Source organism: Arachidicoccus sp. BS20 (genome assembly GCF_001659705.1).
Classification (GTDB): domain Bacteria; phylum Bacteroidota; class Bacteroidia; order Chitinophagales; family Chitinophagaceae; genus Arachidicoccus.
This window is the reverse complement of sequence record NZ_CP015971.1, coordinates 3,239,612-3,255,661: the sequence shown is the minus strand read 5'-3', so window position 1 is coordinate 3,255,661 and position 16,050 is coordinate 3,239,612. Positions and strand designations below refer to the sequence as shown.

Annotated in this window: 12 protein-coding genes; 7 read left to right on the top strand and 5 right to left on the bottom strand. The window is 38.2% G+C overall.

The annotated features are described in order from the left end of the window. Nucleotides 1–4: 4 nt before the first annotated feature. The 4 genes from A9P82_RS14115 to A9P82_RS14100 form a co-directional block, all read right to left on the bottom strand. A complete protein-coding gene (locus A9P82_RS14115) occupies nt 5–769 on the bottom strand; it encodes a DUF2490 domain-containing protein (RefSeq protein WP_066208906.1) in 765 nt (254 codons plus the stop codon). Nucleotides 770–1,107: 338 nt separating this feature from the next. Next, on the bottom strand, nt 1,108–3,219 hold the full coding sequence (locus A9P82_RS14110; RefSeq protein WP_066208904.1) for an ATP-binding protein: 2,112 nt from the start codon (nt 3,217–3,219) through the stop codon (nt 1,108–1,110). 211 nt (nt 3,220–3,430) lie between these two features. Further along, entirely contained in the window at nt 3,431–4,066 is a 636-nt protein-coding gene (locus A9P82_RS14105; RefSeq protein ID WP_066208899.1) for a response regulator transcription factor, read from the bottom strand. 12 nt (nt 4,067–4,078) lie between these two features. Continuing rightward, the gene (locus tag A9P82_RS14100; protein ID WP_066208897.1) at nt 4,079–4,828 is read right to left on the bottom strand and encodes an ATP-binding protein; all 750 of its coding nucleotides are present in this window, start codon (nt 4,826–4,828) and stop codon (nt 4,079–4,081) included. A 215-nt stretch (nt 4,829–5,043) separates the two neighbouring features. Between A9P82_RS14100 and A9P82_RS14095 the strand changes: the two genes are divergently transcribed. The 4 genes from A9P82_RS14095 to A9P82_RS14080 all read left to right on the top strand — a co-directional run bounded on the left by A9P82_RS14095 (nt 5,044) and on the right by A9P82_RS14080 (nt 10,116). Next, a complete protein-coding gene (locus tag A9P82_RS14095; protein WP_066208895.1) occupies nt 5,044–5,937 on the top strand; it encodes an AraC family transcriptional regulator in 894 nt (297 codons plus the stop codon). Between the two features lie 2 nt (nt 5,938–5,939). After that, entirely contained in the window at nt 5,940–6,425 is a 486-nt protein-coding gene (locus tag A9P82_RS14090) for a DUF983 domain-containing protein (protein WP_066208891.1), read from the top strand. A gap of 156 nt (nt 6,426–6,581) precedes the next feature. Further along, on the top strand, nt 6,582–7,385 hold the full coding sequence (locus A9P82_RS14085) for an SDR family oxidoreductase (protein ID WP_197492185.1): 804 nt from the start codon (nt 6,582–6,584) through the stop codon (nt 7,383–7,385). A gap of 112 nt (nt 7,386–7,497) precedes the next feature. Further along, nucleotides 7,498–10,116, top strand: a complete 2,619-nt coding sequence (locus A9P82_RS14080; RefSeq protein WP_066208887.1) for an MGH1-like glycoside hydrolase domain-containing protein — start codon at nt 7,498–7,500, stop codon at nt 10,114–10,116. A 138-nt stretch (nt 10,117–10,254) separates the two neighbouring features. Here the strand turns inward: A9P82_RS14080 and A9P82_RS14075 are convergent, their stop codons facing one another. Beyond that, nucleotides 10,255–12,123, bottom strand: a complete 1,869-nt coding sequence (locus A9P82_RS14075) for a vWA domain-containing protein (protein WP_066208885.1) — start codon at nt 12,121–12,123, stop codon at nt 10,255–10,257. 135 nt (nt 12,124–12,258) lie between these two features. Here A9P82_RS14075 and A9P82_RS14070 point away from each other — a divergent pair, with 135 nt between their 5' ends. The 3 genes from A9P82_RS14070 (at nt 12,259) to mutL (ending at nt 16,023) form a co-directional block, all read left to right on the top strand. Then, nucleotides 12,259–12,825 carry an RNA polymerase sigma factor gene (locus A9P82_RS14070; RefSeq protein ID WP_066208883.1) on the top strand — a complete coding sequence of 189 codons (567 nt, stop codon included), beginning with the start codon at nt 12,259–12,261 and terminating at the stop codon, nt 12,823–12,825. After that, nucleotides 12,818–14,038, top strand: coding sequence for a TonB-dependent receptor plug domain-containing protein (locus tag A9P82_RS15530; RefSeq protein ID WP_066208881.1), 1,221 nt, complete (start codon nt 12,818–12,820; stop codon nt 14,036–14,038). Before A9P82_RS14070 ends, A9P82_RS15530 begins: the two co-directional genes overlap by 8 nt. A gap of 101 nt (nt 14,039–14,139) precedes the next feature. Beyond that, nucleotides 14,140–16,023: a DNA mismatch repair endonuclease MutL gene (mutL, locus tag A9P82_RS14060; protein WP_066208879.1), complete on the top strand. Its 1,884-nt coding sequence runs from the start codon at nt 14,140–14,142 to the stop codon at nt 16,021–16,023. The last annotated feature ends 27 nt before the right edge of the window (nt 16,024–16,050 follow it).

Here is a 16,050-nt window from a genome sequence, read left to right as displayed (position 1 = left end):
TGAATTAATGTTTTTTGTAAAAATTAATGGTGTGATAAATCGTCAGTCGTGCAATGTTGTAGTGATAATATTGCGTGCCTGAACTGCGCTCCTGGAAGTAATCCATGTAGCCGACTTCTACCTGCAGATTTTTAACGATGCCGTAATTCAAAGCAATGTATGCACGGTTTTGATCGAAAGTGTTATAAACAATGGAATGTCCTAAATTCAGCATGATTTCGTCCGAGGCTTTTACGCTTAAAGTACCTTTGGCTGTTTCTGCTTTGACTATTGGATATGTCAATTGAAGCTGGTAACGGAAACGCCCTTTAAAGGAATATCCGTTCATCAGTTCAGTACTTGTACTGTTATGTGTCCATCGTTCTTCCAGACGGAAACGCTGTTTGATGGATAGATTTTTTATTTTCTGTGAATAGGTCAACTCTTCATGAGGCCGAAGCTCTGGAACCGTTACTGCCGTTGGCTTTGAAGGGTCGGCAGGATTAGACGTTCTGTAATAAGTAAAGCCTGCACCCCCGCTCCAGCCTGCACCAAGCTTGCGTGTAAAAGTAACGCGAGGCAATACCCAATTGCTTTGACGGCTGCCCTTCATAAACCGCCTGTCGTCAATTTCAAGATCAATGTTCCATTTCGGCGAAATATTGTATTTGCCGTAATAGCGCATCCAATATTGACCGTGATGCGTTACTTGCTTTTGTGCATAAAGAGTCGTTGCATAGCCTGTTGACAACATTAACAGCAAAAGCAGATTTATATATATTTTATTCATTAATATTAATTTAGTTACATAAAATTTTAATTATAATAGATAAAAGTGTCCTTTTATCTGCAACAACCAGAAAGTCCACCAGCGGGACCAGTTAAATATATAATAATCATATATCTGCACTTATTAGTCTATAAAAACAATAGACTATTTAAATAAAAAACTTTATTGTAAAAAAATATTCTATTCATATCTTATATAGCCGCGATTAAAAAAGGAAATCAAATAAATAGTCTATCTAATTTATAGACTAAATAAATAAAAGATTAATTACTTGGCAGCAAATATATACTATTCGTATAATCTCTGCCAAATAAATATGAATTAAACTTGCAACGTCATCAAATATACTTCCCAATTTTTTCCAGCAGTTCCTGCGTTTTAAAAGGCTTTACCAACCATTCGGCAAACAATTCTTTTTTCCCTTTTGAATCCTCTGCGTCAAAACCCGTAAGACAAAAAACAGGAACAAAAGCATTATCGCTTTTGGACGTTTTTATTTTGTCGGCAAATTCAAAACCATTCATACCAGGAAGTCCAATGTCGGTAAGTATAAGCGCATATTTATCTGAATTAATCAAAGATAATGCGCTTTCAGCATTGTCAGAAACCTGCACGATATAACCGTTTTTCGTTAGTAATTGAGAGAGAAATTTTTGATTAAACTTATCATTTTCTACTATCAGTATTTTCTTGTTTTTTGGCAGCACAGCATTTGCTTTGGGTTCTTTTTTTATCGTTTTCGGACCTTCGTCTTTTGCTTTTTGTGTATCATAAGGAATATCCAATACGAACTCCGTTCCTTCATTTATTTTGCTGGTCACGGATATTTTTCCTTTATGTAAATCCACAATCTTTTTTACAATATTCAAGCCCAAACCACTGCTGCCTGCAACTACTTCATTTTTATGTTCGTTGGTCGAAAATTCGTCAAAAATATGCGGCAGGTCTTTTTCCGAAATACCAATTCCTGTATCGCGAATAACAATGTGTAATAATACTTGTTTATTAGCGGCAGCATTCAGATTTGCTTCAATAGTAACGCTTCCTTTATCGGTGTATTTAATGGCGTTGCTTATCAGATTCAGCAGCATCTGGCGCAATTGAAAAGCATCTCCATATACTTCTTTATTGGTACTGTCGTTTATTTTTCCTGTAAGCTGTAAATTCTTTTGCTTTGCCTGAATAGCAATACCTGCAAGAATCTCGTTGATGATTATTGACGGATTAAACGGCTGTGATTCCAGTTTGAACTTACCTTTTTCAATTTTTGTAAAATCCAAAACATTATTGACTACGGACAATAACATTCCGGACGATAGTTTGATGGCGTTAATCACTTCTGCCTGATGTGTACTGTCGTTTTTAATATCCAACTCATTAGCAAAAGAATTTATGGAGTGCAACGGCGTACGGATTTCGTGGCTCATTGTTGCCGTAAATTCACTTTTGAGACGCGCATAATTTTCCGCCTGTAATTTGGCTTTGTTGAGCGCCAGCTCATTTTTGTACAATAAAAATAAAACACTAAGAATGCCAAGCGAAAGTATGATACTGAAAATGGTAATATATGTATTGTTGATTTTCAAATTGTGTGTAAGAAAACTGGCATTACGACTCAATGCGGCATTGCGTATTTGCTGCGCCTCAAGTTCATTTCTCTTTAATTCCTGCAACAATGTTTGCAAATCGTTAAACAACCTGTGATTCGCATCAAGCACGTTTTTTTCTTTTTCTTTCAGATTTCCTAATGCCCTCTCTCTGCCTTTGAAATCCGAGACTTGCAACTGTAACACCCTGTTTTCGTACTGCATTTTTACAGAATCTTTTGCAAAGCGCTGCACCAGCATTTTATCAACCAGCGGCATGGAAGTATCCTGCTTGTTTTTAATGGCATCGCCTATTCTGCCGAATAATCCTTTTTTCTTTTTGGGTTGCGGCGCCTGTGTTGTATGTGTCGTATCCACTTCAAACATTGAAGTATCCAGCGGCGGCAACGTGTGATGAACAAACTTCGGAGCGCCTACCGGTTTCACACTATTATCCATCAGTAAGGAATCGACCAACAACTGAGCTTTCAAAAACAGTTGTGTTTTTATTTGCTTGTCCTGAACAAGTTCTGCAAGATTATCTTCATTTGCCTGGTTGCTGCTTAAGGAATCTATCAACTGCGCTACCGATTTCAACTGAGAAGTAAATGCCGTGTAATAAGGTTTCTCGTTGTACAAAGCGTACATACGTGCATTGTTTTCTGCGATATATAGTAGCCCTAAAGCGCTGTCGATTTTTTCTTCATCGCTGTGGTTTTTGGACAAATCATTTACCGTGGAACTTAATTTTGCAGAGTTCTTGTTATAGTTTGCCGTAAAAAAAGTGAGAAAAGCAAGTGCAATTACTAAAAATACTATGATTATAAACCCGTACTTTGAGTTGAGCGTCAAACGTGTTTTCATAAATGATTTTGGTTAATCGCCGCTAAAGATACGGAAAAAATAAGTACCGGTATGGGTTATAAGGTGTTTTAAATTGGTTGTTTTACCCCCTCCCGGTACTCTTGTTCATTTCTCTGTTATGAAAATTTCTCTACCACAAATGTAGAACGCGGAAGAAAAGCAGAGTGTAGAAAAAAGCAGATTCTTATGTAGTAATTTTTCTACAAGCGTTTTATATGTCGTAGAATTTGAAAACGTCCATCATTTCGGGAACAGACTGCACGGATAGTTTTTCGAAAATACGGTTTTTGTATGTGCTGATGGTGGACACGTGGATATTAAGCTCGTTAGAAATATCTTTCAGGCGCATACCTTTCATAAGCCGCGTGGCAATTTCCATTTCCCTGTTGGATAATGAATGGAAAGGATTTTCATCGAACGCTTCTTTTTTAGCAGAATTAAAAATCAGGCTGTCTTTCAAATCATCACTCAGATAGTTGCCGGAAGTAAACATCCGCTCGAGCGCTTTTTTTACTTCATCTTCTTTTGCCAGCTTGTTTAAAAAACCGTTAGCCCCTGCGTGAATGTACCGCAAGCCATGAAGCTGAGCGTCCAAAGCAGAGAAAACTAAAATTTTAGTAGAGGGTTGTTTTACTTTAATATAATCCACTGAAGACTGAAACGACCCTTGAGGCATATTGACATCCAATATCAATAAATCAAATTTTTCTTTTTCTACCAAGTCCAATACCATTGCGTAATTATCCGCCTCAACAACAGTAGCATGAGGTCGTAATTTCTTCAACATCATTGCCATCCCTATTCGTACAATACCATGGTCATCCGCTATTAAAATCTTCTCATTCATATTCCATGTATTTTATCCTGAAATCCGCATATTATATAACTCAAAACATATTGCAACACATCTTTGTTTAACGGGTGCGGCACTTAACTTTCCACCCAATATACCTGCCAAATCTTTTGCAAACAACAACCCGGAACTCAGTGTCTCCGACTCATTCATTACATTTATTCCCGAAATTTCTTCAAATGTGAGTATATCAAAAACAGACGATGCAGTATTTTCTACCTCTGCTTTTATGCTAATTACCAATGTGTGCTCTTCATTCAATAATAAATCTAAAATAACATCTTTTTCCGAAATTGAAAATTTAATTATGTTTTCAAAAACTTTCCTCAAAACAAATTGCACTACAACCGGGTCTGATAAAAAGTTCAACTTTTCATCTCCTGCAAACGACAATTTCATTTTCTTTTGCTGCAATCGGTTCGCAAAGAAATGGTTAATCTCTTCATACAAACTCCCCGCATTAATAACCGAAACAACCGGTTTATAAATATCTTCCTGAATTTTTATCCACTCCCATGTTTTTTGAAATACACTTAGGTTGTTATCCGCCACGGCTCTCAGCTCCGGCAACAATTCCTGCAACATATCAGGCGAAGCCATTCCGCTTTCAACAGCTTCTATAAGCCACATAATATTGGCAAACATTCCCTTAACTTCATGACCCAAAAAAGCAATCAACTTATTCCTGTACCGAAGACTTTGTTCCAGCACAGCAATTTTGTTCTCTCCAAGTGATTGTTTATGAGAATGTTCCATAACACTGCAAAAGTATAACGATATTCATATTTAAAAAAGAAATAACTCTGTATCTATCAAATATTTATGAATCAAAAATTCTGTAAGAACACTTGCAATCTTTCTCCGAAAAAGTATTTTCTATCGTAAAAAGATAAAAAGTACCATAAAACATAGAAAAAGTTTTATCATAAAAAAAGACCGGAATCTACCTTTGAATCATAAACAATTGAATCATGAGCAAAGAAAAAATCCCCGTTTATGATATATGCAATCTTACAAAAGATAAATGCATAACCGATGATTTTCTCGTTGAGCGCTTTCATAATTATCTCAAGATTCATTATGCACAATTGCATTATCCGCACAGGCATTCATTTTATCATCTTGTGCTGTTCACAAAGGGCAACGGATTTCACACAATAGATTTTCAAAAGTTCAAAGTAACGCCGTATCAAATCTATTTTATGTCGCCGGGACAAGTACACAGCTGGCATTTTGAAAACAATGTGGAAGGCTATGTCATCAATTTTTCCGATACATTTTTCAGGTCGTTTTTGTTATCGCCAAATTATCTGGAACGCTTTCCTTTTCTTACCGGAAACGTTGCGGAATGCTGTTTCAGGCTTCCGGCTTCTATTCAACAGAAAACACATGCATTGCTGGAAGAAATGATTAAAAAGAATGAACAGCCCGATAATGATAAAGATATTTTCAGAATATTATTGCTGAAGCTTTTTCTCGACATACATTCAGCTCGTGCTACAAAAGAAAAGAAACCTGTTCCACAGCTGAAGCAACAATTACTGCAATCGTTTAAAAGCCTTATTGATAAACATTACAGCACGCTAAAACTCCCAAAAGAATATGCCAATTTGTTACACATTACACCAAATCATCTCAATGTCTTGTGCAACGAAATGCTTGGCATAACGGCAGGCAAAATGATTCGCGACAGGCAAATTCTTGAAGCAAAACGTTTACTCATCAACGCCGATATGACGATTACAGAAATAGCATCTATGCTCAACTTTGAGGATAATTCTTATTTTAACCGCTTTTTCAAAAAAAGCGAAAGCATCACTCCAAATGAATTCAGAAAACAATTAAACAACATACAAAATTTATAATAATGGAAACAACAGAAATTGCAGCGGTACACACATCGAATAGACATACACATAAACCGAGTTTTTTAAGATTATTTCAGTGCAAATGCCCGCGTTGCCGCGAAGGGAATATGTTTGAAACGCAAAATCCTTACAAGCTGAAAATTTTTATGAAGATGAATGAAGTCTGTCCTGTTTGCGGGCAGCCGTTAGATTTGGAAGTTGGCTTTTATTATGGTTCAAGCTATGTGAGCTATGCACTCACAGTTGCACTCAGCGTGGCATCGTTTGTTGCATGGTGGACACTATTTGGTATCTCCTGGCAGAACGACAGCATTTTTCACTGGCTTACATTTACTATTATTTTGCTGATTATTGTTCAGCCTGCAATCATGCGCATTGCACGTACTTTATGGTTGGCAATTTATGTACGATACGACAAAAACTGGAAAACCAATCCACCGAAAAAAGCCGAACGCATGATTGAAGAATATAAAAATGCGTGGTAACATTTTTACGAAAACCTGTCTTTACATTTAGCCTGTCGTTTAAACGGCGGGCTTTTTTGTTTATTAAAAAATAACATTTTCTGAAACAGATGATTAATTTTTATAACCGACCTTGAAAAAAATTTTTATATCTCTCCAATTTCAAACATCATACGCATGAAACTACAAAACCAAATCGCAATCATCACAGGCGCCAGCAGCGGCATTGGCAAAGCTGTTGCAAAATCACTCGCGCTCGAAGGCGCAAAAGTTATTATCAACTATCCTTTTGAAAAAACTAAGGCTGATGCACAAGCTGTGCTTGACGACATTAAACAAGCAGGTGGAGACGGCATTATTTTTCAAGCCGATGTAAGCAAGGAAACCGATGTACAAAATATGTTTGCTGCAACCATTCAACAATTCGGCACGGTCGATATTCTTGTGAACAATGCGGGCATTCAAAGCGATGCGCCTTTTGAAGAAATGACGTTGGATAAATGGAACGCCGTGATTGGCGTGAATCTTACAGGACAATTTCTTTGTGCACGGGAAGCGATTAAAGAGTTTTTACGCAGAGGAATCGACGAAACAAAATCCGTTGCGGCAGGAAAAATTATCTGCATGAGCAGCGTGCACCAAATTATTCCGTGGGCAGGACACGCAAACTATGCAGCGAGCAAAGGCGGCATCAATATGCTGATGCAAACATTGGCGCAGGAATTTGCGCCAAAAAAAATACGCATCAACAGTATTTGTCCCGGTGCTATTCAAACGCCCATCAATCACAATGCGTGGGCAACGCCGGAAGCATTGAACAGTTTATTAACTTTGATTCCATATAAAAGAATAGGGCAGCCGGAAGATATCGGTAAAGCCGCAGTTTGGCTTGCAAGCGATGAAAGCGATTATGTGTGCGGCACATCTATTTACGTTGATGGCGGCATGACGCTGTTTCCTGGCTTTACAACGAACGGATAAAATCAATTTGATAATTTGATATTAGGATATTTATATATTGCAATATTACGATAGATTGAAATTTACTTTGAATCTATATTAAATATCCCAATATCTTAATTTCTGACTTATAATGAACGAAGAACAAAAACGCATACAAGACCCTGCATGGAAAATCTGGGGACCATACATGAGTTATCGCCAATGGGGAACCGTACGTGAAGATTACAGCCCAAACGGCGATGCATGGAACTCCACAACACACGACATGGCTCGCTCCAAAGCATGGCGGTGGGGGGAAGAAGGAATCGCCGGAATATCCGATGAACAAGGCGTTTTAAACTTTGCATGGAGTTTCTGGAACAAGCATGATGCCATTTTGAAAGAAAGATTTTTCGGATTGACCAACGAAGAAGGCAATCATGGAGAAGATGTGAAAGAATTGTATTATCATCTCGACTCCTCTCCTACGCATTCTTATATGAAAATGTTGTACAAATATCCGATTGCAGCATTTCCTTACGACAATCTCGTTGAAGTAAATAAAAATCGCTCGCGCAATGAACCGGAATTTGAATTATATGATACAGGAATTTTCAATGACGATAACTATTTCGACATCATTGTCGAATACGCCAAAGCCTCGCCGACAGACATCTTAATAAAGATTACCGTGAACAATTTATCGAACAATGATGCTTCAATAAATATTATTCCGACTGTTTGGTATGCCAATAATTGGTCTTGGTTTCATAATTCATACAAACCAAATATTACCTGCATTTCAAAAAATACATTGTTGCTGGAAAACGAAAATTTTGGAAAATATTATTTGCACGTAAAAGAGGCAGCGCAAGTTTTGTTCTGCGAAAATGAAACCAATAATCGTCGCTTATACAATTCTTCCAACGATTCCAATTATGCAAAAGACGGCATCAACGATTATATTATTCATGGAACTAAAAACACCGTTAATCACGAAGAAGGAACAAAAGCAGGCATTAATTATGATGTAACTATTCCCGCACAAGGAACAGTTTCTTATTGTTTACGACTGAATCAAAACAAGGTAAACAAAGTGTTTGACGACTTTGACGGAATTTTTAGTCTTAGACAGAAAGAAACAGATGAATATTATGAAGAGTTGCAACAAGGAATAAAAAACGAAGATGAAAAATTAATTCAGCGACAAGCGTTTGCAGGAATGTTATGGAGCAAGCAAGTGTATCATTACAATGTGGAAGTGTGGCTCAACGGCGATGAAAAAATGCCGCCACCACCACCGGAACGCAAGCTGGGGCGCAATTCCGGTTGGCGGCACATTAACAATAACTACGTTATTTCCATGCCCGACAAATGGGAATATCCCTGGTATGCCACATGGGACCTGGCTTTCCATTGCATCAATTTTGCAGTAATTGATTCGGATTTTGCTAAGGACCAATTGCTGCACTTCACACATGACTGGTATATGCACCCAAATGGACAGTTGCCTGCTTATGAATGGGACTTCAGCAATGTAAATCCGCCTGTTCATGCTTGGGCGACGTGGCGCGTTTATTTGATGGATGAAAAAATAAAAGGCAAGCCTGATGTCGAATTTTTAAAAGCCGTTTATCACAAGCTGCTGTTGAATTTTACATGGTGGGTCAATCGCAAAGACCGTGAAAACAACAATATCTTTGAAGGTGGATTTCTTGGTCTGGACAATATTGGCGTATTCGACAGAAACGCCGTATTGCCGCACGGCGTTGAACTGGAACAATCCGACGCCACAAGCTGGATGGCGATGTATGCACTCAATATGATGCGTATTGCACTGGAACTTTGCAAGTTTGACCTTGTGTATCAGGATATGGCTTCTAAATTCTTTGAACACTTTTTAAATATTGCCGATGCAATGGAAAATCTCAACGGCGATGGCAAAGGGCTTTGGGATTATCAGGATGAATTTTATTATGACCGGCTGCATTCCAAAGATGGCATAGACATTAGCGTAACGCTTCGTTTACGAAGCATTGTGGGCATTATTCCTTTGTTTGCCGTTGAGGTGATTGATGAAGAAAGCCTGCAGCACGCGCCTAAGTTTATCGAACGCATGAATTGGCTTTTTAAAAATAAACCGCAACTTGCCGCACTCGTTTCGCGTTGGGAAGAACCGAATAATACACAACATTTATTGTCTTTGCTACGCGGGCATCGCATGAAAAAAATATTGGAACGTGTATTGGATACAAATGAATTTTTAAGTCCGCATGGCGTGCGTTCCATTTCAAAATTTCATCTGAATAATCCTTACCGCATCGCACTTGACGGCAATAATTTTACGGTAACATATCTGCCCGGCGAATCGGACAGCGGCATTTTCGGCGGCAACAGCAACTGGCGCGGACCCGTATGGTTACCAATTAATTTTTTAGTAATTGAAAGCCTGCGAAGTTTTCACAGCTATTACGGAGACGATTTTAAAATTGAATGCCCTACAGGTAGCGGCAATTTTTTAACTATCAAAGAGATTGCTTATTTCTTATCCGACAAAATAGTTTCCCTTTTTACAAAAGACGAAAACAGTAACCGTGCATTCTTAAACGATACAAGCACCATGCAGCGCGACCCAAATTTCAACGACCATATTTTATTTCATGAATACTTCAACGGCGACAATGGCAAAGGTCTCGGCGCATCGCATCAAACAGGCTGGACAGGCATCGTAGCGAAGATTATTCATTTGAAGAATGAGTTGGATAAGTAAGCCACAAATGCACAAATATTATGCAAGAGGCTGTCTAAAAAGTCAAGACAGCCTCTTTTTATTCTGACACCTGACGGAATCATAGTGTCGTTTATGCAATTCTCATAGAGTTCATCAACCTTTTTAGACGCCCTCTTTTTATTCTGTCGCCTCATTACCTTTCAAATCTTTCGCCGTTTGCGCAAGCCGAACAAATTCAGCTCTGTAACCCTCATTATCATTGCCTTTAGAAGATTTTGCCAAAGCAATCACATTATCATAATTTGAATTTTGTTTGTATGCCGAATGCTTCAACAACATTCCAAATTCCGCAACTGCAACAGCAAAACGGAAGTCATTGCTCTCATGATTTATATCGATTATTTTATCATCAACTATTGCCGAAATCAATTTACTTGAATTTTCTCTCGGATTTTTGTAACGAAGTTTTACAGTCAATAATTCATTGCCTAAATTTTTAGTTTTATCATTCTTTTGATATTTCAATTCATCCATATTTTTCAGCAAAGTATCTTTTATACCGGCTGGTATAATTTCATAAAATGCCGTAACCGTTTGTCCCGAACCCATTTCGCCCGCATCTTTTTTATCATCATTAAAATCTTCATCATTCAATTTTCTGTCTTCATAGCCCAATAAGCGATAACCTTGAACTTTCGCAGGATTAAATTCTACTTGCAACTTCACATCTTTCGCCACGGTAAACATCGTTCCGCCAAATTCGTTCAACAACACCCTGCGTACTTCCTGCATATTGTCGATGTACGCATAATTGCCATTGCCTTTATCCGCAAGCGTTTCCATTTTACTGTCTTTATAGTTGCCCATTCCAAAACCCAGCACAGTCAAGTAAATTCCTGATTGGCGTTTTTGTTCAATCAGTTTTTGCATATCATTATCGCTCGACATTCCCACATTAAAATCGCCGTCCGTTGCAAGAATAATTCTATTATTGCCGTTTTTGATAAAATTTTCCGAAGCAATTTGATATGCTTTTTCAATACCGCCTGCGCCGTTGGTTGAACCAAAAGCAGACAAGCCGTCGAGCGCGTCTTTAATTTGCTTTTTATTTTCGGCAGACGTTGAAGTCAGCGCCACGCTTGCATTTCCGGCATAAGTAACAATGGCAACTTTATCTTTCGGTCGCAGATTATCTGTAAACATTTTTAACGATGCAACCAACAAAGGCAATTTGTTCGGCTCGTTCATAGAACCTGAAACATCAATCAGAAAAACAAAATTGCTCGGCGGTAAATTTTCCGTAGGAATTGTTTTTGCCTGCAATGCGACCTGCACCAACTTGTGCTTCGGATTCCAAGGAGCATTTGAAACCTGTGTAACAATATTCACAGGATTTTTTCCCGCCGGTTGCGGATAATCATACTTAAAATAATTAATCATTTCTTCCACACGCACGGCATCTTGCGGCGGCAGATTTCCATCGTTGATAAAGCGGCGAACATTGCTGTAACTCGCATTGTCCACATCAATTGAAAAGGTAGAAAGCGGCGCAAGATTTGCATATTTAAAACTGTTTTCATCAGTATGCGCATAACTTTCTTCATCGCGTGAAACGTAGTAACTATAAGCATTTGGCAAACTGCTTCTTCCACGTATCATAATATTTTGAGAAGAGCTGTTTACTGCAATTCCACCGGTTAGCATTTCTTTTTTCTGCGTTCCATAGCCAATTACCACAATATCGTTCAACGCAGCATTATCCATTGACAACGTTACGTTGATTGTTTTTTGCTTACCGATTTTTATTGTTTGGTTTTTATAACCGATGAATGAAAATGTCAAATATTCATCGGTTTCGGAAATCATTATTTGATAACTCCCGTTTGAATCCGTTACAGCTCTGTGATTTTGAGAAAGACTAATAACGCTTACACCGCTTAACGGCATTCCGTTTTGGTCAGTTACTTTTCCTTTAATGATTTTTTTCTGCGGTAGAAAAGAAAAACATAAAAATGCAACTGTAATAAAGGCAATTAAATTTTTCATTGTATAAAATTTTTGTTTCTCCTTTATGATGCAGCGTTTTGAGAAATTACATAAATAATTAAAAAAAAATCCCGAACGAACAAAACGAACTGAAAACAAATAACCGATAACAATTAATTACCTTGCAATTACTTTATGCAATTTGAAAAACAGACATCTACATTCGACCAATATAGCGATGCCGAACTGATTGCTTTGTACAAAAACAGCAAGGATTTAAAACCGCTTGCAGCTTTGTACGAGCGATATATGGCGTTGGTTTACGGCGTCTGTTTGAAGTATCTGAAAAATGAAGAAGACACTAAAGATGCTGTGATGCAATTGTTTGAAGAGTTGATAACCAAATTGCAAAAACATCATGTGGAAAACTTCAAAAGTTGGTTGCACGTGGTTGCGAAAAATTTTTGCCTGATGCAGCTTCGCAAAAATCCGGGACAAAATAATGCAGAACTGAAAGATGATTTTATGCAATTGCCCGCAATGGAGCATCATACTGAAAAAGAAGCGGCATTTTCGCTTTTGGAAAAGTGTTTGGAAACATTGAATCACGAGCAACGTACGGCAATACAACTATTTTATCTGGAAGAAAAATGTTATAAGGATGTAGCGGAAATTACAGGTTATGCGACCGACAAAGTGCGCAGCTATATTCAAAACGGAAGAAGAAATTTAAAACTCTGTATGGACAAAAACAGTGAATAACGAAGAAATAAATATCGACCTGATTAAAGATTATTTCGCAGGCAAGCTCGATGCGAAAGCCATGCACGCTTTGGAAAAACGCGCACTGGAAGATCCGTTTCTTGCCGAAGCGATGGAAGGCTTTTTCACGTATTCAAATAATGTGCCTTATGATTTAAATGAGTTACAAACAAGATTGAAAAATCGTGTTTCAAAAAAATCATTCAACCTGAAACCTTGGCTGATTGCAGCTTCCATCGTCTTACTTTTAGGCATCGGAGTTTTTTTCGTATTGAATAACTCAAATAACAAGACACAAAATATTGCAAAAGAAATTGTGCAAAATGCAAATATTCAGCAACCTGTTGTGATTAATAACGATACGCAGTCATCGGTTGTTACGCAAACTGATACAACTTCAAAAATTGTGGCATTAAGAAAAAAAGAAATGAAAATTATCAGAGATACTTTCCCGTCTCCATATAAAAAAGTCTTCCCCGAAAAAGAATTAATTCTTGCTAAGAACAATACATTTAATAACAAAAGTTTTGTTGCTGCAAATATTATAATTCCATCAAAAAAAATTAGCGATTCATCTTTCGCTTCTACATTGCAAGGAAAAGTCGCCGGAATTGTTGTTGATACTACAACCGCCAACCTGAACGATGTAGTTGTTGTCGGTTACGGTACACAAAAAAAAGAAAGCATTACAGGCGCTGTTGCAGCAACAGACAATCATATGATGATTCGTGGAAACAATTCTTTAGATAAAACCGCGCCGCTTATATTGATTGATGGCTCATCCGGTAATCTTGATTCAATCAATCCGCGAGATATAGCAAGTTTCAACATACTGAAGGACTCAAAAGCAACAGCTATTTACGGTTCACGAGGTGCAAACGGCGTAATTTTGATTACAACGAAAAAGAGAAACGTAAATAATTTATCTTTTGCAAAATTGAAAAAGGACACTTCAATTGTCCACCCGCAAATCAGTTGGAAAAAGTTCAAAGATTATGTTGAAAACGCTGTAAAAAAATCAGACACAACAGGCACGAAAGGTACGGTAATACTAAGTTTCAGCGTTTTACCCGACGGTCGTTTGACTGATTTTAAAATCATTAAAGGTTTGTCCTATGAAAGAGATCAGCAAGCGATTGATATTTTAAAAAATGGTCCATTATGGAATTATAATTCAATATCACACACAGGGTTTTATACGATTGAATTTTAAAAAATGCAGCAAAACACAAAGACTTCGTACACCTCCTCGTCTTTGCGCCTTAGTGGCAAAATACTTCTTAACTTCGCTCCAAAGAAAAGAGGAAATTTTACGTGGATATTATTCAATTATTACCCGATAGCATCGCAAACCAAATTGCCGCAGGCGAAGTCATTCAGCGCCCGGCGAGCGCTGTAAAAGAGTTGTTGGAAAATGCGGTGGATGCGGGCGCTACCGAAATAAAATTAATCGTTCAGGATGCGGGCAAAGCGTTGATTCAAGTGATTGACAACGGCAAAGGCATGAGCGAAACCGATGCACGGCTTTCCTTTGAAAGGCACGCCACCAGTAAGATTCAAAAGATTGACGATTTGTTTCACATCAAAACAATGGGCTTTCGCGGCGAAGCGTTGGCATCTATTGCAGCCGTTGCACAGGTGGAATTAAAAACGCGCCGCGCCGAAGATGAATTGGGCACTTATATCGAAATTGAGAATAGTATAGTTATAAAACAAGAGCCTTGTGCTGCGCCTTTCGGTACAAGCATCAGCATGAAAAATTTATTTTTCAATGTTCCTGCACGAAGAAATTTTTTAAAAAGCAACGCTGCCGAATTGCGCCACATTATTGAAGAATTTATCCGCGTAGCAATGGCTTTTCCGCACCTGTTTTTTTCACTGACAAGCAACGGACAAGAGGTGTTTCATCTCGAAGCTGGTTCGCTAAAACAGCGTGTAGTGCAGGCTTTGGGCAATCATCTTAATGCACAGTTAGTTGCCTTGAAAGACGAAACGGATTATATCAACATCAGCGGTTTTATCGGCAAACCCGAAGTTTCCAGGAAAACGCGCGGCGACCAGTATATTTTTGTCAATAATCGTTTTATCAAAAGTTCTTATCTCAACCACGCGATTGTCGGCGCTTTCATCGAATTGATTCCGAAAGAAAATTTTCCGTTGTATGTTTTGTTTTTAGAAATCGACCCTGCACAGGTTGATATTAATGTTCATCCGACCAAGCAGGAAATAAAATTTGAAGACGAAAAAATTATTTACGCGTTTGTAAAAGCTGCCGTGAAGCACGCGCTCGCGCAGGCAAGCATAGCGCCGTCTTTGGACTTTTCGCTGAATGCGGATATTCAGCAACTCGATGCAATCAACAAGCCTTTCAATAAGGAAGAACAGGAATCCGCAGCAACTTCCAATTTGTTTAAAACATTTACGCAACGCAACCAGGCGCACTTTATAGAATCGGACAACAAGGCTGAATTGCAGCATTGGCAAGACTTTTACACGCCTTCAAAAGAAAATTCATCGTCAAAAAAAATAGATGCTTTTTTACAAAATGAAAAGCACGAGGATGATTTTGCGTTTGCGCAATACGATTTTTTGAGCAGCGAAAAGGCAAAGCAGGAAAAGAAAATTATTGAAGGTGCGCCTTTGCTGCAAGTATTGCAAACCTACATTCTCGCTCCCGCCGAAAACGGATTTGTACTCATTCATCAGCAACTTGCGCATGAAAGAATTTTGTATGAAAGATTTGAACAAACGGTTCATCGTCATTCTGCCATATCGCAGCAATTGCTGATGCCTTCTGCATTACAGCTTTCCGTTGCCGACAAAACTTTGTTAGAAGAATTATTACCCGATTTAAAATTAATTGGTTACATCATCGAAAAATCTGCAGATAATATTTTTTCTGTTACAGCCGTTCCTGCGGATTTACTAAATGGCAACGAAACCAAAGCGATTGAGTTGCTGCTCGAACAATACAAGCATTTCAACAGCGAAGTGAAATTTTCCAAAAGGGAAAAAATTGTGCGTTGTCTTGCGCGCCAGCACGCTGTGAAAGCAGGACGAATTTTAACTGAAAAAGAAATGCGCCAGTTGGTGGAAGATTTGTTTCAATGCCAGACATCGAACCTTTCGCCATCAGGCAGCAGTCCTACATTTATTGAGTTTAAGGAAAATTATTTGGATGGATTGTTTGGGATTTAGCAATTTGAAAATTTGAGAATTTGGAAA

Coding starts and splice junctions, on each gene's coding strand:
- A9P82_RS14080 (WP_066208887.1), top strand. CDS start 7,498: ATGAACGAAGAACAAAAACGCATACAAGACCCTGCATGGAAAATCTGG.
- A9P82_RS14075 (WP_066208885.1), bottom strand. CDS start 12,123: ATGAAAAATTTAATTGCCTTTATTACAGTTGCATTTTTATGTTTTTCT.
- A9P82_RS14100 (WP_066208897.1), bottom strand. CDS start 4,828: ATGGAACATTCTCATAAACAATCACTTGGAGAGAACAAAATTGCTGTG.
- A9P82_RS14090 (WP_066208891.1), top strand. CDS start 5,940: ATGGAAACAACAGAAATTGCAGCGGTACACACATCGAATAGACATACA.
- A9P82_RS14070 (WP_066208883.1), top strand. CDS start 12,259: ATGCAATTTGAAAAACAGACATCTACATTCGACCAATATAGCGATGCC.
- A9P82_RS14105 (WP_066208899.1), bottom strand. CDS start 4,066: ATGAATGAGAAGATTTTAATAGCGGATGACCATGGTATTGTACGAATA.
- A9P82_RS14095 (WP_066208895.1), top strand. CDS start 5,044: ATGAGCAAAGAAAAAATCCCCGTTTATGATATATGCAATCTTACAAAA.
- A9P82_RS14110 (WP_066208904.1), bottom strand. CDS start 3,219: ATGAAAACACGTTTGACGCTCAACTCAAAGTACGGGTTTATAATCATA.
- A9P82_RS14115 (WP_066208906.1), bottom strand. CDS start 769: ATGAATAAAATATATATAAATCTGCTTTTGCTGTTAATGTTGTCAACA.
- A9P82_RS14085 (WP_197492185.1), top strand. CDS start 6,582: ATGAAACTACAAAACCAAATCGCAATCATCACAGGCGCCAGCAGCGGC.